The organism is Burkholderia sp. RF7-non_BP4, from assembly GCF_001521935.1.
Taxonomy (GTDB): Bacteria; Pseudomonadota; Gammaproteobacteria; order Burkholderiales; family Burkholderiaceae; genus Burkholderia; species Burkholderia diffusa.
Window position 1 is genome coordinate 22,193 of record NZ_LOTA01000011.1, and the last position, 25,635, is coordinate 47,827.

Annotated in this window: 25 protein-coding genes; 18 read left to right on the plus strand and 7 right to left on the minus strand. The window is 65.0% G+C overall.

The window, feature by feature from the left end; genetic code table 11:
• Nucleotides 1-41 precede the first annotated feature (41 nt).
• The 16 genes from WS49_RS06890 to WS49_RS06960 all read left to right on the plus strand — a co-directional run bounded on the left by WS49_RS06890 (nucleotide 42) and on the right by WS49_RS06960 (nucleotide 18,137).
• Entirely contained in the window at nucleotides 42-1,349 is a 1,308-nt protein-coding gene (locus WS49_RS06890; RefSeq protein WP_059525779.1) for an enolase C-terminal domain-like protein, read from the plus strand.
• Nucleotides 1,350-1,389: 40 nt separating this feature from the next.
• Nucleotides 1,390-2,727 carry an MFS transporter gene (locus WS49_RS06895; protein WP_059525781.1) on the plus strand — a complete coding sequence of 446 codons (1,338 nt, stop codon included), beginning with the start codon at nucleotides 1,390-1,392 and terminating at the stop codon, nucleotides 2,725-2,727.
• A gap of 74 nt (nucleotides 2,728-2,801) precedes the next feature.
• Nucleotides 2,802-4,343 (plus strand): UxaA family hydrolase, encoded by a 1,542-nt coding sequence (locus WS49_RS06900; RefSeq protein ID WP_059525783.1) that lies wholly within the window; start codon nucleotides 2,802-2,804, stop codon nucleotides 4,341-4,343.
• A gap of 295 nt (nucleotides 4,344-4,638) precedes the next feature.
• Entirely contained in the window at nucleotides 4,639-5,499 is an 861-nt protein-coding gene (locus WS49_RS06905) for a transporter substrate-binding domain-containing protein (protein WP_059525785.1), read from the plus strand.
• A gap of 92 nt (nucleotides 5,500-5,591) precedes the next feature.
• Nucleotides 5,592-6,314 carry an ABC transporter permease gene (locus WS49_RS06910; protein WP_059525787.1) on the plus strand — a complete coding sequence of 241 codons (723 nt, stop codon included), beginning with the start codon at nucleotides 5,592-5,594 and terminating at the stop codon, nucleotides 6,312-6,314.
• Between the two features lie 12 nt (nucleotides 6,315-6,326).
• Complete coding sequence (locus WS49_RS06915; protein WP_059525789.1) at nucleotides 6,327-7,073, plus strand: ABC transporter permease; 747 nt, start codon at nucleotides 6,327-6,329, stop codon at nucleotides 7,071-7,073.
• Between the two features lie 28 nt (nucleotides 7,074-7,101).
• Complete coding sequence (locus WS49_RS06920; protein ID WP_059525791.1) at nucleotides 7,102-7,893, plus strand: ABC transporter ATP-binding protein; 792 nt, start codon at nucleotides 7,102-7,104, stop codon at nucleotides 7,891-7,893.
• A 7-nt stretch (nucleotides 7,894-7,900) separates the two neighbouring features.
• Nucleotides 7,901-9,394 carry an HAL/PAL/TAL family ammonia-lyase gene (locus WS49_RS06925; protein ID WP_059525793.1) on the plus strand — a complete coding sequence of 498 codons (1,494 nt, stop codon included), beginning with the start codon at nucleotides 7,901-7,903 and terminating at the stop codon, nucleotides 9,392-9,394.
• 50 nt (nucleotides 9,395-9,444) lie between these two features.
• Nucleotides 9,445-10,200: a histidine utilization repressor gene (hutC, locus tag WS49_RS06930; RefSeq protein WP_059525795.1), complete on the plus strand. Its 756-nt coding sequence runs from the start codon at nucleotides 9,445-9,447 to the stop codon at nucleotides 10,198-10,200.
• Between the two features lie 654 nt (nucleotides 10,201-10,854).
• A complete protein-coding gene (locus WS49_RS06935) occupies nucleotides 10,855-12,246 on the plus strand; it encodes a glycosyltransferase family 2 protein (RefSeq protein ID WP_257127654.1) in 1,392 nt (463 codons plus the stop codon).
• Complete coding sequence (locus tag WS49_RS06940; protein WP_059525798.1) at nucleotides 12,243-13,178, plus strand: hypothetical protein; 936 nt, start codon at nucleotides 12,243-12,245, stop codon at nucleotides 13,176-13,178. Before WS49_RS06935 ends, WS49_RS06940 begins: the two co-directional genes overlap by 4 nt.
• Before the next feature lie 139 nt (nucleotides 13,179-13,317).
• Nucleotides 13,318-14,238, plus strand: coding sequence for a flagellin N-terminal helical domain-containing protein (locus WS49_RS06945; protein WP_059525800.1), 921 nt, complete (start codon nucleotides 13,318-13,320; stop codon nucleotides 14,236-14,238).
• A gap of 117 nt (nucleotides 14,239-14,355) precedes the next feature.
• On the plus strand, nucleotides 14,356-15,213 hold the full coding sequence (motA, locus tag WS49_RS06950; RefSeq protein WP_059525802.1) for a flagellar motor stator protein MotA: 858 nt from the start codon (nucleotides 14,356-14,358) through the stop codon (nucleotides 15,211-15,213).
• A gap of 13 nt (nucleotides 15,214-15,226) precedes the next feature.
• Nucleotides 15,227-16,135: a flagellar motor protein MotB gene (locus WS49_RS06955; RefSeq protein WP_059525804.1), complete on the plus strand. Its 909-nt coding sequence runs from the start codon at nucleotides 15,227-15,229 to the stop codon at nucleotides 16,133-16,135.
• Between the two features lie 79 nt (nucleotides 16,136-16,214).
• Complete coding sequence (locus WS49_RS34860) at nucleotides 16,215-16,568, plus strand: hypothetical protein (RefSeq protein WP_156441351.1); 354 nt, start codon at nucleotides 16,215-16,217, stop codon at nucleotides 16,566-16,568.
• 60 nt (nucleotides 16,569-16,628) lie between these two features.
• Nucleotides 16,629-18,137, plus strand: a complete 1,509-nt coding sequence (locus WS49_RS06960) for an insecticidal delta-endotoxin Cry8Ea1 family protein (RefSeq protein WP_059525806.1) — start codon at nucleotides 16,629-16,631, stop codon at nucleotides 18,135-18,137.
• Nucleotides 18,138-18,188: 51 nt separating this feature from the next.
• Here the strand turns inward: WS49_RS06960 and WS49_RS06965 are convergent, their stop codons facing one another.
• The 7 genes from WS49_RS06965 to WS49_RS06995 are packed head-to-tail and all read right to left on the minus strand — an operon-like array spanning nucleotide 18,189 to nucleotide 24,232.
• Complete coding sequence (locus WS49_RS06965) at nucleotides 18,189-20,279, minus strand: flagellar biosynthesis protein FlhA (RefSeq protein WP_059525808.1); 2,091 nt, start codon at nucleotides 20,277-20,279, stop codon at nucleotides 18,189-18,191.
• Nucleotides 20,276-21,415 carry a flagellar type III secretion system protein FlhB gene (gene flhB / locus WS49_RS06970; RefSeq protein ID WP_059525810.1) on the minus strand — a complete coding sequence of 380 codons (1,140 nt, stop codon included), beginning with the start codon at nucleotides 21,413-21,415 and terminating at the stop codon, nucleotides 20,276-20,278. Before flhB ends, WS49_RS06965 begins: the two co-directional genes overlap by 4 nt.
• The gene (locus WS49_RS06975) at nucleotides 21,408-22,184 is read right to left on the minus strand and encodes a flagellar biosynthetic protein FliR (protein ID WP_059525812.1); all 777 of its coding nucleotides are present in this window, start codon (nucleotides 22,182-22,184) and stop codon (nucleotides 21,408-21,410) included. The genes flhB and WS49_RS06975 overlap by 8 nt, the downstream gene beginning before the upstream one ends.
• A gap of 4 nt (nucleotides 22,185-22,188) precedes the next feature.
• Complete coding sequence (fliQ, locus tag WS49_RS06980) at nucleotides 22,189-22,461, minus strand: flagellar biosynthesis protein FliQ (RefSeq protein WP_059525814.1); 273 nt, start codon at nucleotides 22,459-22,461, stop codon at nucleotides 22,189-22,191.
• Nucleotides 22,461-23,171 (minus strand): flagellar type III secretion system pore protein FliP, encoded by a 711-nt coding sequence (locus WS49_RS06985; protein WP_373557185.1) that lies wholly within the window; start codon nucleotides 23,169-23,171, stop codon nucleotides 22,461-22,463. The genes fliQ and WS49_RS06985 overlap by 1 nt, the downstream gene beginning before the upstream one ends.
• Nucleotides 23,172-23,224: 53 nt before the next feature.
• On the minus strand, nucleotides 23,225-23,572 hold the full coding sequence (fliN, locus tag WS49_RS06990) for a flagellar motor switch protein FliN (protein ID WP_059525818.1): 348 nt from the start codon (nucleotides 23,570-23,572) through the stop codon (nucleotides 23,225-23,227).
• A 3-nt stretch (nucleotides 23,573-23,575) separates the two neighbouring features.
• On the minus strand, nucleotides 23,576-24,232 hold the full coding sequence (locus WS49_RS06995; RefSeq protein WP_257127655.1) for a FliM/FliN family flagellar motor switch protein: 657 nt from the start codon (nucleotides 24,230-24,232) through the stop codon (nucleotides 23,576-23,578).
• Nucleotides 24,233-24,244: 12 nt separating this feature from the next.
• On the opposite strand from WS49_RS06995, the gene WS49_RS35980 reads away from it, so the two are divergent.
• Nucleotides 24,245-24,562, plus strand: a complete 318-nt coding sequence (locus tag WS49_RS35980; RefSeq protein ID WP_257127656.1) for a hypothetical protein — start codon at nucleotides 24,245-24,247, stop codon at nucleotides 24,560-24,562.
• Between the two features lie 620 nt (nucleotides 24,563-25,182).
• Nucleotides 25,183-25,509, plus strand: a complete 327-nt coding sequence (locus WS49_RS07000) for a flagellar hook-basal body complex protein FliE (protein ID WP_059525822.1) — start codon at nucleotides 25,183-25,185, stop codon at nucleotides 25,507-25,509.
• Nucleotides 25,510-25,635: the final 126 nt, after the last annotated feature.

A 25,635-nucleotide genomic window follows, 5' to 3' on the forward strand; every position in this document is an offset into this window, starting at 1 on the left:
GCGAAGTGAAATCGAATGAAATGGAATGGAGACACGCAACGATGACGACACGCATTATCGATGTGCAGGTACGTGACATTCGCTTTCCGACGTCCAGGAGCATGGACGGCTCGGATGCAATGAACGGCAACTCCGACTATTCGGCAACCTACGTGACGCTCGTCACCGATGCCGGCGACGGTCTTCGCGGGCACGGGCTGACGTTTACGATCGGCCGCGGCAACGAGCTGTGCGTCGAGGCGGCGCACGCGCTCGCGAAGCTGTTCGTGATCGGCCGGTCGCTCGACGAGATCACGGCCGATTTCGGCGCGTACTGGCACGAGATGGTCGCGGGCGATTGCCAGTTGCGCTGGGTCGGCCCGGAGAAGGGCGTGGTGCATCTCGCAACGGCGGCGCTGATCAACGCGATCTGGGATCTCTGGGCGAAGACGGCGCGCAAGCCGGTCTGGAAATTCCTGGTCGACATGCCGCCCGAGCAACTCGTGAACTGCATCGACTTCACGTACATCGACGACGTGCTGACGCGCGACGAAGCCGTCGCGATGCTGCGCCGGGCCGCACCGGGCAAGGCGCAGCGCGAGCGGGAGATGCGCGAGCACGGCTTTCCCGGATACACGACCGCGGCCGGCTGGCTCGGTTATTCCGAGGACAAGATGCGCGCGCTCGCACGCGCCGCGGTGGCGGACGGATGGACCCACCTGAAGCAGAAGGTCGGCGCGGATCTCGAACAGGACGTGCGGCGTGCACGCATCCTGCGCGAAGAACTCGGCTGGGAGCGCAAGCTGATGATGGACGCGAACCAGAACTGGGGTGTCGACGAGGCGGTCGCGAACATGCGGGTGCTCGCGCGGTTCGATCCGTGGTGGATCGAGGAGCCCACCAGCCCGGACGATATTCTCGGTCATGCGGCGATCCGGCAGCGGATCGGGCCGATCGGTGTCGCGACCGGCGAGCATGCGCACAACCGCGTGATGTTCAAGCAGTTCTTCCAGGCCGGCGCGCTCGATTTCTGCCAGCTCGATCCCGCGCGGCTCGGCGGGCTCAACGAAGTGCTCGCCGTCGTGCTGATGGCCGCGAAGTTCGGTGTGCCTGTGTGCCCGCACGGCGGCGGTGTCGGCCTGTGCCAGTACTCGCAGAACATCGTGATGTTCGACTACATCGCGGTGTCGGGCTCGCTGGAGCGGCGCGTGCTCGAATACGTCGACCATCTTCACGAACATTTCGAAGCGCCGATCGTGATTCGCCGCGGGCGCTACATGCCACAGGAGGCGCCGGGTTACGGCGTCACGATGAAGCCGGCGTCGCTCGATGCATTCGCGTACCCGGACGGGCCCGAATGGCGAGCGTAATCGAACACGCATCACGACAAGAACCAAACCGGAGACAACGATGAATCACGATCCGCAGCAATCGCAGCACCTTGCCACGGCGGTCAGGAAGGCCGCCATCCGGCTCCTGCCGTTCCTCACGCTGATGTACGCGCTGGCCTTCATCGATCGCGCGAACGTCGGCTTCGCGAAGCTCGCCTATCAGGCCGACACGGGCCTGAGCGATGCGGCATTCGCATTCGGCGCCGGCATTTTCTTCGTCGGTTACGCATTGTTCGAAGTGCCGAGCAACCTGATCATGAATCGCATCGGCGCGCGCGTGTGGATGAGCCGGATCATGGTGACGTGGGGGCTCGTCTCGGCGTCGATGATGTTCGCGCATACGCCGACGCAGTTCTATACGATCCGCTTCCTGCTCGGCGCGGCGGAGGCCGGGTTCTTTCCCGGCATCATCCTGTATCTGACCTACTGGTTTCCCGCGAAGGGGCGCGCCCGCGCGCTCGGATTGTTCTACTTCGGCGTGCCCATCGCGATGCTGATCGGCAATCCGCTGTCGGGCTTCCTGCTGCAGATGCATGACATGTTCGGCCTGCGGAACTGGCAATGGATGTATCTGGTCGAGGGGCTGATGGCGACCGTGGTCGGCGTGATCGCGTTCTTCTACCTGACGAGCCGGCCGAAAGACGCGCGCTGGCTGACCGACGACGAGAAGCGCGCATTGTGCGACACGCTCGACGCGGAAGAGCGCGCGAAATCGCGGCACCTGTCCGCGACGGTGTTCGGCGTGCTGAAGGACCGTCGCGTGCTGACCTTCATTGCCGCGTACTTCTGCATCCAGATCGGCAATGCGCCGCTCGCGTTCTACCTGCCGTCGAAATTCGCCGCGACGATGGGCACCCAGATCGATGGAAAGATCGGATTGCTGCTGATGATTCCGTGGCTGTGCACGATTGCGGCGATGATCGTCGCGACGCGCTTCGCGGATCGCCACGACAACCATCTGCAGGTCGCGACCGGCATGCTGACGGTCGGGATTCTCGCGTTCGCATCGATATCCGTGATCAACACGCCGGTGCTGGCGCTGCTCGCCTTCTGCATCGCGATCCCGGGGCTGGTTGCGTGCCAGCCGGTGTTCTGGTGCCTGCCGACGCGTTATCTCGGCGGGACGGGCGCCGCGAGCGGGATTGCGTTCATCGTGTCGATCGGCAATCTCGGCGGCTTCGTGTCGCCGCAGATCAAGGCGTTCGCGGATGCGGCGTCGCACGATTCGCGCACCGGCTTCGTGGTGGTCGCCGCGTTGTGTTTCGTCAGCGTGCTGCTGCTGCGCTCGCTGCGCGGCATGGGCCAGGCGGGCGCGGAAAGCGCGCCGGGCGGCGCGCGGGCCGGCTCGCATCGATGAAGCATTCGCCGGCGGCGCGCCGCAAGGCGGCCTGCCGGCGCCGAACCACCCATCTTGAATCCAGGATCACTGTCATGTCCTTTCCCGTCACCGGGCCGGTCGCGATCCGGCTGCATCCGAACGACGACGTCGTGATCGCGACGCGCCAGCTCGTGTCCGGCGACCTGATCGCGTCCGAGGCGCTCGCCGTGTCCGGGCTGATTCCGCCGGGTCACAAGGTCGCCGTGCGCGACATCGCGAAGGGCGAGCCGGTCAGGCGCTACAACCAGATCATCGGCGTCGCGCGCGAGACGATCGCGCGCGGTCAGCATGTGCACGTGCACAACCTCGGCATGGCCGAGTTCGCGCGCGAGCACGCGTTCGGCGCCGCCGCGAGTCCGACGCGTCTCGACGACACGCCGGCGACCTTCATGGGCATCTGCCGCGACGACGGACGGATCGCGACGCGCAATTACGTCGGCATACTGACGAGTGTCAATTGCTCCGCCACGGTGGCGCGTGCGATCGCCGATCATTTCCGGCGAGAGGTGAACCCGCATGCGCTGGCCGACTATCCGGACATCGACGGCGTGATCGCGCTCACGCACGGGCTCGGCTGCGGGATCGATTCGCGGGGAGACGGAATCGCGATCCTTCGGCGCACGCTGGCGGGCTACGCCGCGCATCCGAATTTCCACTCGGTGCTGTTCATCGGCCTCGGTTGCGAGACCAACCAGATCGGCGACGTGCTGCGTGAAGGCGGGCATGCGGATGCCGCACGCCTGCGCCACTTCACGATCCAGGAGAGCGGCGGCACGCGCAGGACGATCGAGCGCGGCATCGCGATGGTCACGGACATGCTCGCGGACGCCAACCGCGCGGTGCGGGTCGCGATGCCCGCGGCGCATCTCGTGGTGGGGCTGCAGTGCGGCGGCTCGGACGGCTACTCGGGCATCTCGGCGAATCCCGCGCTGGGGGCGGCCGTCGATCGGCTGGTGCGGCAGGGCGGCACGGCGATCCTTTCCGAGACGCCCGAAATCTACGGCGCCGAGCATCTGCTCACCCGGCGTGCCGTCAGCCGCGACGTCGGCGAAAAGCTGCTCGCGCGCATCGCGTGGTGGGAAGCCTATTGCGCACGTCACGGCGCTGCGCTGGACAACAATCCGTCGGCCGGCAACAAGGCGGGCGGGCTCACGACGATCCTCGAGAAATCGCTCGGCGCGATCGCGAAAGCCGGGACCACGAATCTCGTCGACGTATACGAATACGCGCAGCGTATCGATGCGCGCGGCCTCGTATTCATGGATTCGCCCGGCTACGATCCGATGTCGGCGACGGGGCAGGTCGCGTCGGGCGCGAACCTGATCTGCTTCACGACGGGGCGGGGTTCGGCGTACGGCTGTGCGCCGGCGCCATCGTTGAAACTTGCGACGAATACCGCGCTGTGGATGCGTCAGGAAGACGACATCGACATCAATTGCGGCGGCGTGATCGACGGCACGTCGAGTGTCGACCAGCTTGGCGCCACGATCTTCCAGCACATGCTCGACTGCGCGTCTGGCAATCGCTCGAAAAGCGAATTGCACGGCTACGGCCAGAACGAATTCGTGCCCTGGCAGGTTGGCGTGATCACCTAGCCGCGTGTTTGCCCGCTGCAGCCGGGGTTCCCTCTGCCTGTGCCGTGCGATCGAATTCAGGATTTGTCTAGTCATCCTGCCGATTGGATCGTCCGGCATGCACCAACTGCGTGCCTGAATTCCCCGCAACGAGGCACGTCGGAGCCCCTAAATTAGGGGATTTCCCGCGTTTTCACGGTTTTTTTTGATCGCTGCTTGTCTCGCTGTTTTTCTTCTTGCATGCTTGTATAGACAAATTCCTGAGGCGGCTTGCTGCACCGAAGGGATGACGCACTTCAACGCAAGGAGAACTCTCGTGAACGGCAAGCGCATCAAGTGGGCAATCAGGACGATCGGCGTCATCGCGGCAGCAGCGGCAACGCTCGCCGCACCGGTGCAGGCAAAGGAATGGAAGACGGTGACGGTCGCGCTCGAAGGCGGCTACGCACCGTGGAACCTCACGCTGCCGGGCGGCAAGCTGGGCGGTTTCGAACCGGAGCTGCTCGCCAACGTGTGCGAGCGGATCAAGGTGCAGTGCAACATGGTCGCGCAGGACTGGGACGGGATGATTCCCGGCTTGCAGGCCGGCAAGTTCGACATCCTGATGGATGCGATTTCGATCACGCCGGAGCGCGAAAAGATCCTGCTGTTCTCGCGTCCGTATGCGGCGACGCCCGCGACGTTCGCCGTCACCGATACCAAGATCCTGCCGAAGGCCGCGCCCGGCGCGCCGATGGTCAAGCTGACGGGTGACGCGAACGCCGACAAGCCCACCGTCGACGCGCTGCGCAAGCAGCTGAAGGGCAAGACGATCGGTATCCAGTCGGGCACCGTCTATACGAAGTTCATCAACGACAGCTTCAAGGACATCGCGTCGATTCGCGTGTACAAGACCTCGCCCGAGCGCGATCTCGACCTCGTCGCCGGGCGCATCGATGCGTCGTTCGACGACGTCACGTATTACGCGGCGAACAACACGAAGAAGGACAACGCGTCGATCGTGCTCGCGGGGCCGAAGCTCGGCGGGCCGATCTGGGGGCCGGGCGAAGGCCTCGCGTTCCGCAAGCAGGATGCCGATCTGAAGACGAAGTTCGACACGGCGATCGGCGCGGCGCTCGCGGACGGCACGGTGAAGAAGCTGGCCGACAAGTGGTTCAAGACCGACGTCACGCCGTAAGCGTGCATTCGGCGGCCGCCGCGTAAGCGATTCGTACGACGCGCGGCGGCACGCGTCCCGCAGATTCACTCAACGCTTGCCGGGAGGCACGCATGGCGATTCTTGAAATGCTCGGCTTCGGAACCGAAGGCTGGGGCGGTGTGCTGCTGCTCGCGGCGCTGATGACGGTCGCGCTGACGCTCGCCGCGCTCGCGGTGGGCGCCGTGATCGGCGCGGCGATCGCGGCGGCGAAGCTGTCGCGCCACCGCAGCGCCCGCCTGCTCGGCGACCTGTACACGACGGTGTTTCGCGGCGTGCCGGAACTGCTCGTCATCTATCTGTTCTACTTCGGCGGCTCGACGCTCGTCACGGCCGTCGGCCAGTGGTTCGGCGCGGAAGGCTTCATCGGCGTGCCGCCGTTCGTGATCGGCGCGCTCGCGGTCGGGATGATCTCGGGCGCCTATCAGGCCGAGGTGTATCGCGCGGCGGTGCTGGCTGTGTCGAAGGGCGAGCTCGAGGCGGCGCGCGCGATCGGCATGCCGGGCAGCATGGTGCTGCGCCGCATCCTGATTCCGCAGGTGCTGCGCTTCGCGCTGCCCGGCATCGGCAACGTGTGGCAACTGAGCCTCAAGGATTCGGCGCTGATCTCCGTCACCGGCCTCGCCGAGCTGCTGCGCACGAGCCAGATCGCCGCCAATTCGACTCACCAGTACTTCGTGTTCTTCGTTGCGGGCGGTGCGCTGTATCTGCTGATGACGGGCTTGTCGAACCGCGTGTTCAACCGGGCGGAAGCGATCGTCGGCCGGTCGTTCCGCCGCAATTTCGCGCGCAACTGACGGAGACCGTGCATGTCCATCGATTTCGACTTTCTCTTCGATACGCTGCGCCAGCTGCTCGCGGCCGTGCCGACCACGCTTGGCCTGTTCTTCGCGTCGCTCGTGCTCGGCGGCCTGTTGTCGCTCGTGATCGTCACGATGCGCGTGTCGCCGCACTGGCTGCCGAACCGCTTCGCGCGCGGCTACATCCTCGTGTTTCGCGGCTCGCCGCTGCTGATCCAGATGTTCCTCGTGTATTACGGGCTCGGCCAGTTCGGCGTGATCCGCGAAAGCTTCATGTGGCCGCTGCTGCGCGAGCCGTACGTGTGCGCGGTGCTGTCGCTCGCGCTGTGTACGGCAGGCTACACGGCCGAAATCCTGCGCGGCGGTCTGATGGCCGTGCCGGTCGGGCAGATCGAGGCCGGTTATTCGATCGGGCTGTCGGGCTTCGCGCTGCTGCGGCGCGTGATCGGCCCGATCGCGCTACGTCAGTGCCTGCCCGCGTACTCGACCGAAGCCGTGCTGCTCGTCAAGTCGACCGCGCTGGCCAGCCTCGTCACGGTGTGGGAAGTGACGGGCGTCGCGCAGCAGATCATTCAGCAGACCTATCGGACGACCGAGGTCTTCGTCTGCGCCGCCGTCATCTATCTGGCCCTGAACTTCATCGTCGTGCGCCTGCTCGGCGCGCTCGAATGGCGGCTCTCCGGGCACCTGCGCGCGCCCAAGCCGTCCGGCGCGTCCGTCGCGGCGACGCGCAATCCCCGGCGCGTCGCATCCTGAGCGTCCCCATCCTTTCCAGGAGAATCCGATGAACACCGCTGCTCCCGTTGCGCTGTCGGTCAAGAACATCCACAAGTCGTTCGGCGATCATCATGTGCTGAAAGGCATTTCGCTCGACGCGCACGAGGGTGACGTCATCTCGATCCTCGGCGCGAGCGGGTCGGGCAAGAGCACGTTCCTGCGCTGCCTGAACCTGCTCGAGACACCTGACGACGGCTCCGTCGCGCTCGCGGGGGAAACGCTCGCGATGAAGCGCGCGCGCGACGGCAAGCTGCATCCGAGCGACCGGCGCCAGGTCGACCGGATCCGCTCCCAACTCGGCATGGTCTTTCAGAACTTCAACCTGTGGTCGCACATGACGGTGCTCGACAACCTCGTCGAGGGGCCGCTGCGCGTGCAGAAGCGCAGCCGCGCGGAAGCGGTCGAGGAGGCCGAGGCGCTGCTGGCGCGCGTCGGCCTCGCCGACAAGCGCGGCTACTATCCGGCGCACCTGTCGGGCGGTCAGCAGCAGCGCGTCGCGATCGCCCGCGCGCTCGCGATGCATCCGAAGGTGATGCTGTTCGACGAACCGACGTCCGCGCTCGATCCGGAGCTGGTCGGTGAAGTGCTGCGCGTGATGCGTTCGCTCGCGGAGGAGGGGCGCACCATGCTGGTCGTCACCCATGAAATGGGCTTCGCACGGCACGTATCGAATCGCGTGATGTTCCTGCATCAGGGCGAAGTCGACTCGGACGGCGCGCCCGACGACCTGTTCGGCGGTCAGTGCTCCGAACGCTTCCGGCAGTTCGTGTCGAGCCACCACGACCGCACATCGAACTGAGGCTGCCATGACCGTATTCCGTGCGGCACGGCCGCTCGACTGGCGACAGGTTGCGGCAGTGGCGGCAGGCGAGCCGCTTGCGCTGACCGACGACGCGCGCGCGCGTGTCGTCGCCGCGCGCGAACTCGTCGACGAGATCGTCGCGCGCGGGATTCGCGCATACGGCGTCAACACCGGCGTGGGCGCGCTGTGCGACGTGATCGTGTCGCCGGCGCAGCAGAGCACGCTGTCGCGCAACATCCTGATGAGCCATGCGGTCGGCGTCGGCATGCCGCTCGGCGCGGCCGAAACGCGCGCGATCATCGCGGCCGCGATCAACAACTTCGCGCACGGGCATTCGGGCGTGCATGCCGATGTCGTCGAACAGCTCGTCGCGCTGCTCGAGCACGATTGCTTGCCGGAGGTGCCGGCGCACGGCTCGGTCGGGTATCTGACCCACATGGCGCACGTCGCGCTCGTCTGCATCGGGCACGGCCATGCACGCCATCGCGGCGAGCGCATTCGTGGCGACGAGGCGCTGCGGCGTGTCGGCCGCAAACCGCTCGTGCTCGGCGCGAAGGAGGGGCTGAGCCTGGTCAACGGCACGCCGTGCGTGACGGGGCTCGCCGCGCTCGCGCTCGCCCGCGCGGAACGGCTGCTCGACTGGGCCGACTGGATCGCGGCGACGAGCTTCGAGAATCTCGGCGGACAGCTCGCCGCATTCGATCCGGCCTCTCTCTCGCTGCGGATTTCGCCCGGCATCGGGCACGTCGGCGCGCGCTTGCGGACGATGCTGGCCGACAGCGCGATGCTTGCGGCGGCGAGCGGCCTGCATACGCAGGATCCGCTCAGCCTGCGCACGATTCCGCACGTGCATGGCGCGGCCCGCGACGTGTTCGCGGTGACGGCGGACGTCGTCGATCGCGAGCTCGCGTCCGTCACCGACAATCCGATCGTTGCCGGTACGCGCGACGCGCCGGCCGTTCATTCGCAGGCGCATGCCGTCGGCGCGGGCATCGCGCTGGCGATGGACAGCCTTGCGGCCGCGATGGCGCAGGTGGCGGCAATCGCCGAGCGACGGCTGGACCGTCTCGTCAATCCGCTCGTGAGCGGGTTGCCTGCGTTTCTCGCGGCGCCGGGCGGCACGTGTTCGGGGTTCATGATCGCGCAGTACACGGCGGTCGCGCTGGTCGCGCAGAACCAGCGACTCGCGGCGCCCGCGAGCCTCGACGGCGGCATTACGTCCGGGCTGCAGGAAGACCACCTGTGCCATGCGACGCCGGCCGCGCTGAAGGCGCTCGACATCATCGAGAATGCGACGCGCGTGCTCGCGATCGAGCTGCTTGCCGCCGCGCAGGCATACGACCTGCAGGCGAACGGAGCGGCGCCCGCCCCGTCGACCGATGCGCTGTGGCGATACGTGCGCGAACGCGTGCCGGCCTACCACGACGACCGGCCGCTGGCGGACGACATCGCGATCGCGGCCGGCATCGTCGCGGGCGAACCGCCGTCGCTGCGGTAGCGTCGGGCGGCGACTGGCGGATCATCCATCATTCATTCGGTCGAGGGCGCATGAACGAAACGGAACGACAACCTTCCGCACGACCGGCGAGGGCATTGGGCGATGCCGTGCCGGCGCGCGCCTTGCCGGCCTATCAACAGATCAAGCGCTACGTCGTCGAGCGGATCGCGAAGGGCGACTGGAAACCCGGCGGCGCGATCCCGACCGAGGCCGAACTGGTCAAGGAATTCGGCGTGGCCCGGATGACTGTGTCGCGCGCGCTGCGGGAACTGACGGCCGAACGCGTGCTGACCCGCATCCAGGGTGCCGGCACGTTCGTCGAGCGCCGGCATTACGAATCGACGGTGCTGGAAATCCGCAACATCGCGGACGAGATTGCCGAACGCGGTCATCGGCACAGCGCGCGCGTGCTGCTGATCGAGCGCAGCGTCGACCCGGACGCGATCGAGGCCCTCGGGCTGCGGTCCGGGCCCGTGTTTCATTCACGCATCGTGCATTTCGAGGAAGACGAGCCGATCCAGTTCGAGGATCGCTACGTCAATCCGGCCTTGTTTCCCGCCTATCTGGAGCAGGATTTCACGCTCGAGACGCCGAACCACTACATGGTGCGACTGGCGCCGATCCAGCACGCGGAGTTCCGGATCTATGCGGAGAAACCCAACGCGCAGGTGCGTCGGCATCTCGTGATGGAAATCGGCGAGCCGTGTCTTGTGTTGAGGCGCCGCACGTGGGTCGGCGAGCACGTCGCCACGTCGGTCAGATTGTGGCATCCGGCATCGCGGTTTCATCTGGCGGGGAAGATGTAGGGGCTGTCCCGCACGTGTCCGCAAGGCGGGCATGAGACCGGCTCCGCCTGCTTCAACGCATAGGCAATCTGTTCCTCGGAGAACTTCCTCTTCTTCATGGCATGACCTCCTGGTCTTGACGACAACGTCATGCCGGATTTTTCCACCGTAGTTTATGCAACAATCCGCGCATCCTCTTTGTCTGATGCGTCTGGTCACATGATCGTCGGGATCGATCGGGTCGTGTGACGATATCGAGGTATGGCTTGGTCGGCCACGCGCCTCATCTCATCCCCCGCCGATTGCAACGCACCGGCCGTAAGTCGGCTTCCTCTTTTGGGCATACGCATGCCCACCGAACAATCATCGAAAGCGTTGGCGCGCCTCGCCGTATACGGATTTAAGAATTTCCGCGACCGCGTCGCCAGATGGCGGGGGGGCGTCGGAGCCGGCATGCCATCGCGCACGTGCTCCGCGACGCCGCGGCATCGATGCGAACGCAGTCGACCCGTTGTCTGATCGCAGTCCGCGCGGCTGCCGCCAGATGCCGACCTTATTGAATTGCTCGAGGGGGAGATCGTGAGTCGAAAAACCGTTGCGGGACGCATGGCGCGCGTTCCGTCGCTGACATCGAAATTGCTGGCGGCGCCAGCCTTGCATGGTCCGCCGCCGTTCGTGAGTGTCGTCTGTCCGACTTGGCAGCGCCGCGCGTTTCTACCGTTTCTCGTCTATATGTTTCAGTACCAGGATTATCCGGCGGAACGCCGCGAACTGGTGATCCTCGACGATTCGCCATGCAGCAGCGCGGACCTGATCGAGCAGTTGGCCGCGGCTGATCCGGCAGGCGCGCGTGTCCGCTATTACCACAGTGCGGAGCGCATGACGATCGGTCGAAAACGGAACCGGCTGAATCAGCTCGCACAAGGCGACTATATCGTCTGCATGGATGACGACGACTACTATCCGCCGGACAAGATCTCGCACACCATTCGTGCGATGCGCGGCGCGCAGGCGACATTTTCCGGCTGCGACCGGATTTACATCTGGTACAGCCATATCGATCGCATCTACCAGACCTTCGCGTTCGGCCCGCAGCATGCGCTGAACGGTTCGTTCGCGTATCACCGAAACTATCTCAGGTATCACCGATACGATGACGCGGCGGCGCTTGCCGAAGAACGGAGCTTTCTTGGCGGCTTCACGGAGCCGGTTCTGCAGATCGATCCGAAACGCGCGCTCTTGTGCATTTCCCACAGTGAGAACACGTTCGACAAGGACTTCATCCTCGCAAGCTGCACGCGCTCCACGCTGACGATCGAGGATTTCGTCACGGACCCGGGCCTGCTCGCGCACTACCGCCGTCTCAGCCATGCACCGGTCAATGCGCGCGTTGAATGGCACCGCTTCGAGCGCGTGGTGATTCACGCCGGCGACGATGCCCGCCGGCGCGCGGCGTTCCGGTCGACGCTGCTGGAGCTGGGCGTCGATGCCGCGCAACTGGTCGAGCACCGCGCGGCGACGCCGGACGGCCGCGATACGGCCGGCCACCTTGCGATCGCGAAGCGCGCGCGCGAACAAGGCTGGCGCAACTATCTGCTGCTCGACGACCGGATCGAATTCGTCCGTCAGGAGAAGGCGGTGGCCAACGCGAACCGCTTCCTGGGCGCACTGGCCAGTATCGACTGGGAGGTCGCGCTGCTCGGCGCAGACGTCGCGAGCGGCGTGCCGCTTCACGCGCTGCCGGGCGCGCAGAAGATCAATCTCGCGAAAGAAGCGGTCGCGTACGCGGTCAACCGGCCGTATTACGACGTGTTCGCGACGCATCTCGAACACATGCTCACCGAGCCGGGCGACGACGGCGCATCCGGCGCGCGCATCGACCACGCATGGCTGCCGCTGATGGCGAATGCGCGATGGCTCGGGCTGTATCCGAGTTTCGCGTATCTGTCGCAACGCGATGACGGCCCTGATCTGACCGCCGGATTCTTCCGGAAAATGACGGACGCGTACCACGGCGGCGCGCCGGACCGACCCGTTCCGACGAGTCAACGAACCCACACACCATGAACGAGATCGCCAGCTACATTCCTCAATTCCTCGTGCGCGGGCACGCCCGCATCGATGCGTGCCAGTGCGCGTACTGTCGAGACGCGACGCCTTGCGTCGCGCGCGCGTGGACCAACCACGTCCGTCACAGCGCGGTGCTGCAATGCGACAGCGTCGCGCACGAAGCGCTGTTTGCGCGCGATGCGTTCGAGCTGCATGAACGCATGTCCGAGGCCGGGAAAGCCGATGCGCTCAGCGTCTGGCGGAGCAGCGTCAACCAGGCGTGCATTTACCTCCTCATCGCGCCCGGGCTGACGATGCGGGAGCGCATGCATGCGATCGGCGTGCTGTTGAGCCGCCTCGCCCGACCCGACGTGAACGACGACGACTTGGCGCTGCCGATCGACGTGGCCGGGGAACTGATCGACTTCGCTGCGCAAGACGTGCTGCACGCGCAGTTCCGCCGGGTGCGGGTCCCGGACCTGTACCGGCGCGCGTATCTGCGCCGTCTCGTCAAGGCGTCGATACATCTCGATGTCGGCGCACATGCGGAGCGCACGCTCAATCTGAAGCGTGCCGAGCTGCAGGTTCTGTCGGACGGATTTCTGTCCGACGCGTTGCGCGGCCTCGAGCAGTCAAGCGCGGTCGATGCGTTTTTCGAGAAGCACGATCACGTGTGGCCGAACTATTTCCTCTATCGGTGCTACGACGAAGTCTTTCCGGCAGTCGAGCGCAGCGCTTATCCGCAGGCGTTCCTCGATGTGTGTCTCGACTACTTCTGCCTGCGGAACTACTGCGCGTTGCTGGCTGCCAGCGACATCGCGCTCGACGAGCGCGTCGTGTCTCGCCTGTTCGCCGCCTGGCATCGCGGCGGCAAGGCGAGCCTCGCGCGGGACGATCACGCGGACCCGTTGGTGGTGGGCTTCTCGTTGATTGGCGGCGAAGACGATTAAGGCAACAGGCCGCATCCCGCTTCCGGATAAAAATATCGATTCGCACTGTTTAAGGTTTGACGTGGAACTGACGCCTATAGATGGCGAGGGCGTCGCAAGGCGCCCCGATCCCTGAAAGTCACTTGATAAAGGAATCCGAATGATCAGTCTGCACACCAACCTCGCATCGATGCGCATCCAGGGCGCGCTCGGCAACACGCAACAGAGCCTCACGACGTCGATGACGCGTCTTGGCACGGGTTACCGCATCAACTCCGCGGCGGACGACGCCGCCGGGCTGCAGATCGCGACTCGCCTGCTGTCGCAAAGCCGCGGCATGACGGTTGCGTCCCAGAACACCGAAAACGCAAAGTCGATGCTGCAAACCGCCGAAGGCGCTTTCGGCGAGATCGAGAGCATCCTGCACCGGATGAAGGACCTCACGACGCAGGCAGCGGATTCCGGTTACGCGCAAGCGGATCGGGACGCCCTGCAGAAGGAGTTCGACGCGCTGGGGACCGAGCTCGTGAACATCATGAGCAACACGTCGTACGGCGGCGAAAAGCTGATGGCGACGTCGGGCGCGTCCGGCGCCGCCGCCGGCAAGCTGACGGAAGTGAACAATTTCCAGATCGGCAACACGTCCGGCGAGGTGATGAAGTTCGACGTGTCGAATGCGCTCAAGGCAGTCGATACGGCGCTCAAGGCCGCGTCGCAGGTGTACAAGGGCACGGGCGGCGCCAGCGGTGCCAGCGGCGCAAGCGGTGCATCGAGCGCCGCCACCGACATCTCGACCGTCAAGGGCGCCAACGCACTGCTCGATCAGCTGACGACCGCGCTCGATGCAGTCGGCAACATTCGCGGCGAGATCGGTGCGGGCCAGAACCGCTTGACCCACATCGGGGCCAACCTGTCGAACATGACCAACAACACGCAGGACGCGGAAGGCCGTATCCGTGACGTGGACTACGCGGCCGAGACCGCGAACATGACCAAGCTGAACATCCTGCAGCAAGCCGGCGGCTCGATGCTGAAGCAGTCGGCGCAGATGAGCCAGCTGGTTCTGTCGCTCCTGCAGTAACCCGAGGAGCGTCGCGTCGCCTTCCGGCGGCGCGGCGGCCGGCGTCGGGTCGTGTCATGACGCCGGCCGCCCCGCCTTGTATCGCGGCGCATTCTCCTGAAAGACGGGAAACACTCTATGCAATTGGCAATTGGGATACTGCTGGTCCTGGGCGGCGTGTTCGGCGGCTTCGTGCTGCACGGCGGCGCGCTGAGCAGCATCTGGCAGCCGACCGAAATCCTGATCATCGTCGGCGCGGCCGCCGGCGCGCTCGTCATGGGCAATCCACGCAGCGTGCTGTTCGAAATGATCGTCCAGATCAGGCACGTGATCGCCCGAAAGGGCAATGGCATCGAGTTCCAGCGCGAACTGCTGCTGATGCTTTACGAACTGCTCGAAACCGTTCGGGACGGTGGGCTCAAGGCGCTCGACCAGCACGTCGAGGAGCCCAGGGAAAGCGACATGTTTCGCAAATATCCGATGATTCTCGCGCAGCCGCACCTGATTGCATTCGTCGTCGACAACTTTCGTCTGATGGCGATGGGGCGCATCACGCAGCACGAGCTCGAAGGCATGCTGGATCAGGAGTTGCAGGCGATCGAGGACGAACTGATGCAGCCGTCGCGGTCGTTGTCGAAGGTCGCGGAGGCGATGCCCGGATTCGGCATTCTCGCCGCCGTGCTCGGGATCGTGACGACGATGGCGAACATCAGCGGCGACGTGTCCGCGATCGGCATACAGGTTGCCGCGGCGATGGTCGGCACATTCTTCGGCATCCTGATGTGCTATGGCGTTCTTGAACCGCTTTCGAGCGCGATGGGACACCGCGTGAAAAGCGCCATGTCGGCATTCGAATGCGTGAAGGTCGTGCTCTGCGCGCAAGTGGCCGCCAAACCGACGCTGCTTGCGGTCGATGCGGGCCGCAAGGTGATTCAGCTCGACGTGAAGCCGAGCTTCGCGCGGCTCGAGACATGGATTGCCGAGACCGGGCGATAGCGGAGCGCACAGCATGAGCAATCACAAGGATGCCGGCCACGGCACGACGATTATCAAACGTGCGCACCGGCGCCACGAAGCGCATTCGGGGGGCGCATGGAAGGTGGCGTTCGCGGATTTCACCCTCGCGCTGATGGCGCTCTTCATGGTGTTGTGGGTGATGAACGTGACGCCGGAGGAGGAGCGCAAGCAGGTGGCGGTTGCGATCGGCGGCAAGCCCTTGTTCGAAGGCGGGGTCGGCATTTTCGAGCAGGATGCGCGCAGGCCGATCGTCGCGCCGATGGTGGACATTCGATCGACGCGTCCGGCGCCGCGGTCGAAATCGTCCGTGCAGGGACGCACGATCGATTCGCTGGAAGCGCGCCGGGCGCTCGCGATGCGCATCCTGCATGAAGCGCGGAAGCAGGGGATGGAGACGGATGTCGGCGTGACGATCAACGACCAGGGCGTGCGCATCGCGATTCACGACTCGGACAACAACGGCATGTTCGAGCGTCGCAGCGACAGGCTGAGCGCGTCGTTCGTCAAGCTGTTGGCGGCGCTGGTGCCGGTGCTCGATTCGGTCACGAACAAGATGGTGATCGTCGGCCATACCGATGCGACGCGGTTCGCGGACGCGTCCGCGTTCAGCAACAACTGGAGCCTGTCGAGCCGGCGCGCGTTGCGGGCGCGGCAACTGCTGCTCGATGGCGGCATCGACGACGCGCGGTTGTTCCAGGTGCTGGGGATGGGCGACAGCATTCCGGCCGTGCAGGACAACCCCGAGCACGGCCGGAACCGGCGCGTCGAGCTGTTTCTCTTGACGATGCGGGCGGAGGATGCGTGGCGGCGCCAGTTCCGTGGCGAAGGCGTCGGCGTGGAGCAGATCAAGGATGGCACCGCGGAGCCGGACGGCACGGCGCCGCGCGCCGCAACGGATTGACGGGTCGGACGCGGCCTTCGTCCGGCCGCGTCGATGAACGACGTCCTGCGCCCTTCGGACATTCGGCGAACGATGCGTAATGGGAACGTATTTCCATACGTATTGCGAAATGAATAAAAATATTCCACGCTCGTTCGAATTTCCGGCGCATTTTGGAATCGATTTCCCTGGAAGCCGAATTACCATGAATGGCCATGGAATACGTTTCCATTCGCAAAGTGTCGGCATCCTCCGCACGCTTGTCGGGCATCGATCGAGCGTGACGACCACCACGACGCTGCGAATCATGGGGGCAGCCGTCAACCCGGTTGCGCATGTCGTCGGTGCGGGCACGGTCTCGGTGACCGCCGCTCGAGATCGTCGGGGCCGCGCGATGCCACGGAGCATCGCGCGGACGTCGAACGCCACGGAGCCCATGGCGACGCCGCAGTGATTCCCGCAATCGAGTTCGATCGGACCCAAATCCCGTCACTTCCAGGACGAAAATGGAATCATGATCACTCGACGTACGTTACTCAAGACGATCTCGCTCGCGGGATGGACGCTTGTGGTGCCGCCGGTGCATGCCGCACCGATGCTGCCGGCCTCTCGCCCGAACCTGCACGATCCCGACTACGATCCCGTCACCATGTTCAAGACGGTATTGACCACCGGGCTCGGACAAATTCCCGAAGTCGGCTGGCTCGTGTCGGGCCTCGTCAGCCTGCTGTGGCCTTCGGACAAGCCCGACATCTGGGCGCAGATACGCGAGCGCGTCGAGCGCATGATCGACGAGAAAATCGACGACACCGTGTACAGCCTGCTGAAAGCGAAACTCGACGGGCTCGGCGACGTGTTGAAGCAATACTTGTCAGCGGTCAAACTGGGAGACAACGAAGCGATACGCATGCAATTCATCGCGACGAATACCGAGTTTGTCGGCGCCGCCCCTCAGTTCCAGAACGAAAAATTCGCATGGGTGCTTGCGCCGTTGTGCGCGATGTTCACGAATCTGCACATGACGCTGCTGCGCGACGCGGTACTCAACGGCAAGGGATGGGGCTGGCGCAGCGATTACTACGCGGGCATCGTCAAACAGGCGGGCGATACGGCGAGCCGATATGGAAAATATCTCGACAAGGTGATGGCCGATGGGAAGGCGCGGCTCGACAGGCATGCGCCAAGCTCCCCGGGGATGCACAACACGGACATCTACGCCTACTACCGGCCTTTCTATACGAAGCGGACGCTGCTGATCGACGATTTCCGGACGCTGCTCACCTGTCTCGACCCGACGCAGCATGCCGGCAAGGTGACCGACATCCCGTTCAAGGACGTCTACAGTGCGGCCTACGGCACGGCCGACGACTGGGACGTGTCTTGCGCGCAGATGTCGGGCATTGGCGTCGATGTTCCGTATAGCCGGCCTCTGTCGTCGATCGCGAGCATTCATGTCGAATATTTCAACGCAACGCCGCGCGTGGTCGACGTCAGCTATCCGACCGGAAAAGGCCCCGAGATGTGGCGTGGCGAAGGCCGGACCGACCGCTACGGGATCATTGCGGACGACCTGGACGGCGTGGAAAAGCAAACCTTCAGGTTTCCGCCGCCTGCCGACGGCAAGCGATACAACATCGTGGCGGCTCATCTCAGGAGTGGCGATACGCCGCTGGAGCTGGGTCTGGAGTTCGATGATGGCAGCATGCAGACCTTGTGGAACCGGACGGATCTCGGTGGCACGCGATACATCGTGTCGGTGCCGGGCCGCATGCTGACTACCTTGAACATGTGGACCCGAAGCGGGTTCTACGACAGCGATCTGGGATGCATCATTTTCGGCTTCAGTGTCGATACCCGCTACACGCCTCCTGCCGTCAGGGAACTGATGTACGTCAGTGCAGTGGCGCAGCCGAATACCGGGCCAGACTGCCTGCCCCGATCCATTTCGACGCAGTTGCAGTCGCGTCGGGACGCGTTCTGGCGAGACGTGACGGCGCACGTACCCGGAAGGGGACGATCGTAGCCGCCCGGGCGCGATTCCGGCGGACCGAAGCAGCGCGTTCGGCGCTGCCGTTCATTCGAGCGTGCCGATGACTTCGATCTGCCGTTGTTCCGGAATCTCGTTGTAGGACAACACGTGCAAACCGGGCGCGAACACGCGTGCATAGCGCGCGAGCAGCGGGCGCAGCAGCGGCGGGCCGATCAGGATCGGCGCATGACCGAGCGACCGCATTCGCTCTCGTGCGCCCGGCATTGCACGTTGCAGATTCGTCAGCAGTTCGGGCGCAATCGCGAAATGATCAAGTGCCACCTTGCCGCTTTGCTGTGCCTGAGCGAGCGCCGCGAGCAACGCGCTTTCGATGTCGACCGCGAGACCGAACGCCGGCACGTCGCGACGGTGTCCCACGATGCCCGCGACGATTTCGCGGCGCAGCGCGCACCGCACCTCGGCGGCAAGCAGGATCGAGTCGCCGGCGGTTTCGGCGTGTTCCAGCAAGGTCGTCGCGATCGTCACGACATCCCGAAGCGACACCCGCTCGGCGAGCAGCACGTGGATCACCTGGCGGATGCGGTCGTGCGGCATCGCTTTCTCCAGCGCCTCGAGCAGGCGCGGCGCGATTCGACCGAGGCGCTGCAGCAGCGCGCCCACGTCATCGTGCGTGAACAGGGCACTCAGGTTGTCGCGCAACAGCTTGTCGACGTGTGTCGCGATGACCGACGTGCAGTCGACGACCTGATATCCGAGACCGAGCGCGTGCGCCTTGTCGTCGGGCTTGATCCACGTGACCGGCATGCCGTATGCCGGGTCGCTCGACGGGACGCCGTCCAGCGACCCATAGGTCGTCTGAGATGGAATCGCCATCAGGCAATCCGGATGCAGTTCCGCGCGTTCGATTTCGACGCCGTGGAACAGCACCGCGTAGTGGCTGTGCGGCAGCGACAGGTCGTCGCGCACCGCCACGGGCGGAATCAGGAATCCCATCGATTCGGTCAGCGCGCGCCGCATCCCGTCGATGCGCCTGCGCAGCGGCGCGCCGTGCGATGGATCGATCATCTCGACGAGGCGATAGCCGACCCGTACGCCGAGCGGTTCGACGAAGCTGATGCCGTCCCAATCCGGCTCGCGCGCGGCGGATTCCCTGAGCGCGGTTTCGAGCGCATCCATCCGGGCGTCGTCGCGTTGCGCCCGCGGACGTCGTGCGGCGCGCCAGGCGACATACGCGAGCACCAGCGCGAACGTGCTGAACGGCAGCCATGGCATCCCCGGGATGAGGGCGAGAACCAGCATCACGGCCGCCGCGCTGTACAGCACGTTCGGCGACGCCAGCATCTGGCGGCCGACCTGCTCCTCGAAGTCGCCGGAATCGCTGACGCGCGTGACGATCACCGCGGCGGCCGCGGACAGCAGCAGGGAAGGGATCTGGGCGACGAGGCCGTCGCCGATCGTCAACAGCCCGTATTGCGTGAACGCCGCGCTGAAATCGAGGCCGTGCGCCAGCACGCCGATCGCGATCCCGCCGATCATGTTGATCAGCAGGATAAGGATGCCGGCGATGGCGTCGCCGCGCACAAATTTCGACGCGCCGTCCATGGCGCCGTAGAAATCGGCCGCGGCCGCGACGTCGCGCCGGCGCGCCTGGGCCTGATCCTGGTTGATCAGACCGGCATTCAGATCCGCGTCGATCGCCATCTGCTTGCCGGGCAATGCGTCGAGCGTGAATCGGGCCGACACCTCCGAAATGCGTTCCGCGCCCTTCGTCACGACGACAAAGTTGATGATCATCAGGATCACGAAGACAACCAGTCCGACCACGAAGTTGCCGCCGATCACGACCTTGCCGAACGCTTCGATCACTTGGCCGGCCGCATGGGTGCCGTCGTGGCGTTTGAGCAGCACGACGCGCGTCGACGCGACGTTGAGCGTGAGCCGCATGAGCGTCGTCGCGAGAATGATCGTCGGGAACACCGAGAATTCCAGCGGGCGCTGCACGGACACGCTGACGAGGATCACGACGATCGCGAGCACGATGTTGAACGTAAACAGCAGGTCGAGCACGACGGGCGGCAGCGGCAGGATGACCATCGAGAGCACCGCAAGCAGCACTAACGGTGTCGCGTATTGATACTGCCGCAAGTCGTGGAACAGGTTCTTCAGCGGGTTCATGATGATTGCGCGTCGTCGAGAAAATCGGGAATCGGAACGTCCGACGGCCGGACCGGGCGAACGTGTCCCCGCCCTTGCCGGAACGCCTTCAGGCGCAGCACGTAGGTCAGCACTTGCGCGACGGCTTGATAGAGCGCGGCGGGGATCTGCTGGTTGACCTGGCTGGTCTGGTAGATCGCGCGCGCGAGCGGCGGAAGATGCAGCACCTCGATGCCGTGCTCGCCGGCGATGCGGCGGATCGCGAGCGCCATCTCGTCGACGCCCTTCGCGACGACGAACGGCGCGGCGGCGCGCTGCTCGTCGTATTTCAACGCAACGGCATAGTGCGTCGGATTGACGATCACCACATCGGCGTCGGGCACCGCACGGGCGAGCGCGCGTTGGGCGGCCTGGCGCTGCAGCCGACGGATGCGCGATCGCAGTTCGGGGCGTCCTTCGTTGTTGTTGTGCTCTTCCTTGATTTCCTGCCGGGTCATCCGCTGGCCCCGCAGGAACATGAAACGCTGGAATGGCGCGTCGATCAGCGCGAAAACCAGCATCACGAGCGCGAGCGCGAACGCGCCGTCGGTCGTGAGGGCAAGACCGCGCGCAAGCGCGTCGGGCAACGGCAGCCGCCGCAACCGCAGGAATTCGCCGATCGTCGAATGACTGATGAAGGTCAGCACGCCGATGATGGCGAACGCCTTCAGGACCGACAGCGCGAACGCGCCATGATGCCGTGCCGTCACGAGCCGGCCGAGATTCGTCGCCGGATCGAGCCGGCTGAATTTCGGCTTCAGATTGGCGACGGCAAACAGCCAGCCGCCCGGATACAGCGCGCCGACCGCGACGCACAGCGGCACGATGAGGAATGGCGCGACCATCTTTGCAAACATCAGCAGCGACGCCGGCATCGCGATCGACCATCGGTTGGCGAGCGTGTCGTCGCCCGTCATGTCGGCGAACGCGAGCGAGAACAGGCCGCGAAAGGCGTCGAGCCACCATGGCGCGAGCATCGTCATCGCTTTCAGGGCGAGCAGCACGCCGATCGCGGTCGTCAGATCGCGGGAGCGCGCGACTTGCCCGTTCTTGCGCGCGCGGCGCAGCTTCTGAGGGGTCGCCCTCTCGGTCTTGTTTCCCGAATCCTGGCTAGCCACGGCCGGCTCCCAGATGCCGCTCGAGCACGTCCAGCACGTGTGCGGTCATCTTCAGGTAGTCGCCGGGCAGGCCCGTCACCACGCCGCCGAGCATCAGCATCCCGAACAGCGTCGTGAGCGCGAAACCGACGGAAAACAGGTTGATGCTTGGTGTCGCACGCGACAGGTAGCTCTTGCCGATCTGCAGCACGATCGTCGCGAATACCAGCGGCGCGGCGAGCAAGGTGGTTGTCGACAGCACCCAGCCGACCTGAAAGACGATCGGCCGAAGCGACACCATGTCGATTGGCTGCCCGACCGGCCAGACCCGGAAGCTCGCATACAGCACCTGCACGACGATCAGATGCGCGTCGATCGAAAAGAACAGCAGGATGCTGGCGACGAGCATCAGACCGGACACGACATCCGACGTCGCGCCGTTCAGCGGATCGTTCATTACCGCCATCGCGAGCCCCATTTGCGTCGAGACCAGATAGCCCAGCAGCAGAAAGACCGAGTGAACGAAATGAAACGCCGCCCCGAACAAGAAGCCGATCAGGATCTGCTCGGCGCACAGGAGCGCGCCTTGCGCGGAGAACACGCGCACGCCCGCGTCGCCGGCCACGGGCAGCGCAATGGTCGCGAGCAACAGCGCGATCATCGTGCGCATCCGCATCGGCACGGCGTTGTCGCCGGCGAAGGGCGCCGTGCTCAATGCGGCGAGAATTCGGCAAAACGGCCACCAGATTCGCGCCAGCCCATCCGGCGCGGCGGCAAGGAGCGCATCCATACGCCTATCCGACCCATTGCGCCGCGCGCGCGAAGGTCGCGACGGCGTAGTCCATGAGCGTCTGCACCAGCCAGTGCCCGGCGACGATCAACATGCCGAGCGTGACGAGCAGGCGGGGCAGGAAGCTGAGCGTCTGTTCGTTGATCTGCGTCGCGGCCTGGAAGAGCGCGATGACGAGCCCGACGAGCAGGCTCGGGACGATGATCACCGCGGCCATCACGGTGACGAGGCGAATCGCGTTGCCGACGAGTTCGACGGCGAGATCGGAAGTCAGCATCAATAGGCCCGGATACTGGTAGTCAGCGTGTTGACGGTCAGCGTCCAGCCGTCCACGAGCACGAACAGCAGCAGCTTCAACGGCAGCGAGATGACGAGCGGCGACAGCATCATCATCCCCATCGCCATCAGCGTCGAGGCGACGACGAGGTCGATGATCAGGAACGGCAGGAACAACATCGCGCCGATCTGGAAACCGGTCTTGAGTTCGCTCAACATGAACGCGGCGGCCTTGACGACGAACGCGTGATCGTCCGGCCGCGCTATGTCGCGCTCGCCGGACAGCCGTGAAATCTGCGCGAGACTCGCTTTGCTGGTCTGCGCGAGCATGAAGCGGGAAAGCGGCTGTTCGGCGCGCGCGATGGCTTCGCGAAACGTGATTTCGTTGCGGTCGAAGGGTTCGATCGCGACGCGCCACACGTCGATGCCGACCGGACGCATCACGAGCAGCGTCAGTAACAGCGCGACGCTCGTGATGACCCGCGCGGGCAATCCTTGCTGCAGGCCGAGCGCTTGCCGCATCAGCGCGAGCACGATCGCAAAGCGCAGGAAGCTCGTCATCACGATGGCGAGCGCGGGCAGCAAGCCCAGCAGCGTCATGAACAGCAGGATCTGCGTCTTGACGCTGTAATCGCTGCTCAGGCCGAGTTCCGCAGCGGGCAGCGTCAACGTATCGGCGGCGGCCGGCGCGGCGCCGACGGCCGCGAGCATCGGCACGAGCGCGAACGTTGCAGCCGCGCGCAGGGTTGGAGGCAGCGTCGACGTCATGGCGTGAAATCGCCGAGCTGCTCGAGATCGACGATACGCAGACCGTAGTTCTCTCCGCTGACGACGACTTCCGCGTGGCCGACGGTCGTGCCGTTGACCTTCACGACGAGCGGATCGCCCGCCAGCCTGTCGAGTTCGAGCACCGAGCCGGCGTCGATGTTCATCAGCTCGGCGAGCGACACGGTCGCGGCGCCGACTTCGAGCGTGAGTTGTACCGGGATCTTCGTCAGCAGCCGACGCGAATCGCGCCGCGGCGTCGCGGCGGCCTCGTGCGCATCGTCGGGGAGGTCCGGCCGCAGATCGTCCAGAAGCGCATCCAGATCATCGTGTTTGTGCGAATCCATCGACTACTCCATAGCGTCAAAATCGTTGAGGCAGAGCTTTCCGTCGTGTTCGGAAATCGTTGCCGAGAAAAGCCGCGCGCCGGCCACCAGCACGCGCGCCGGCGAATGGAGGCGCACCGGCAACAGGCAGCCCGCGCGTAGCCGCAGCACGTCGCCGAACGGCACCTCGACGTCGATCAGTTGCGCGGTCAGCTTCAGTTGCAGGCGCGTCGCGAGCGGCGCGTCGTGGCATCCGGCGGGCGTGGTGCGGCGCATCGCCGTGGCGAGATGGTCGAACAGCCGGCGCTGCCACGCGTCGTCGAGCGCCAGGGCGATCTGGCCGAGTTCGCGTCGAGCCGCATCCGCGACGTCGCACATCACGAACAGACGGGGGCGGGAGGCGTCGGGCGGCGCGGATTCCTCCGGCGTTCGTGCGGAGGGAATCGAGCGGGCGCACGCAAGCGCGAGGTCGCGTGCGAATCGCTGCGCCAATCGTCGCTCGGTGGACGTCTCCGGGGCGGGAGGCGAATCCGGCGCGGGCAGGTCGTCGAGCGGCGTCGCCGGCAACGGTGCTGCGTCGTGCGCGTCGGCGGGGTCCTTCGGGTTTTCCGCCGCGGACGGCGCGACGGCGACGGGCATGACTGCCGGCCCGTACCGCTGCTCCAGCAACGCGAGCAGCACGGCGCGATCGACATGGACGCCGATCTCGCCTTCGTCGAGCCGTTCGTATCGCCACGGCAACGTCGGGAGGGCGCCCGCGTCGGAACCGAACGAGACGCGACGAATCGTCAGCGCGACGCCTTGCCGACGTTCCGCGTGCACGTCGAACACGCCTTCGATGCGACGCGCGAGCGTGTCGCCGAACGCGTCGAGCCGGTGCGTGGGACGCCCGAGCATGCGCGGATCAAGGGTTCGGTGAGGGCCGAGCTGGGCCGTCGTTCTATTCGAACAATGTGTCATCGGTTCTCGATCGGATTCAAGTCGTTTTCGGATTGCCTTGTTTTCGCTTGATGAATCTCATGCGCTATCGCAGTGAATGGTCGAAATGTCGTCGCATGAATGCAAGCGGTCTGAATTCGGCGACGCAATGAATCGGTGTCACGCGACAGGCGACTCGTTGAAGCGCCATGGCGCAAATGCCGATCGCGCCGAATTCCGTTTCGTTGAATACAGTGTGCATCGACCTGCGCGATCGATCCGAATGAATAAAAACGTCCGCCGCCGAGAAATTGTGAGTGGTGCTGACCGGCCCTGAATAGCGTCGTCAGGCGCGGTCAGTGCTGCCTGCGGGCGGATGCGATGAATTCCGCGCGCAACATCGTCGGACTCTGGAAATTGACCCTGAATCAGGGCGCAATTCAAGCGCGGTTTCGCGGGTGTTCGAGTCGGATGAGGCCCCGTGGAAATCGCATGATCAGACGCATTGCGGTGCGCCTGATGATTATTCAGCCGGATTCTCGGTATATCAGTGGCGCCCCAATCTCGCATCGACAAGAATGAATTACCGAGCTGCCAACCGACATATGCGGCATCGGGTTTCGATATTTCGAATTGACGCGTGACGTGTTCGTGCCGAATCGGACGCCGTTCAAAACGAGTTTGATCCTCAATCAATGAATGAGCCAGGAACCATGGAAACGATTCAGCAGGCGCGGTCCGGGTTGGACCGCGAAATGACATTGCTCGGCAGTCCGACGGGTTTGCCGGCCGCCGCGCCGGGGCGCGAGCAACACGACGACATCAACTTCACGCACGTGATGCGCGGGGTGCTGAACGCCGTCGATCGGAAGCAGGTGGACGCGGCCGACCGGGCGGCGGCCGTCGACAGCGGTCAGAGCGACGATCTGATCGGCGCGATGCTGGCGAGCCAGGAGGCGTCGCTTTCATTCTCGATGCTCACGCAGGTGCGCAACAAGCTGACGACGGCGCTCGACGATCTGCTGAAGATGCAGATCTGAGCGAGACCACGATCACGATCATTCCCAAAGGGCCCGCTTGTGTTTGCAAGACTGAAAACCGCCGTTACCGGCTGGCTGCCGTCCGATCTGCCGTTGCGACTACCGTCGTCGACCACGTTGACGCGG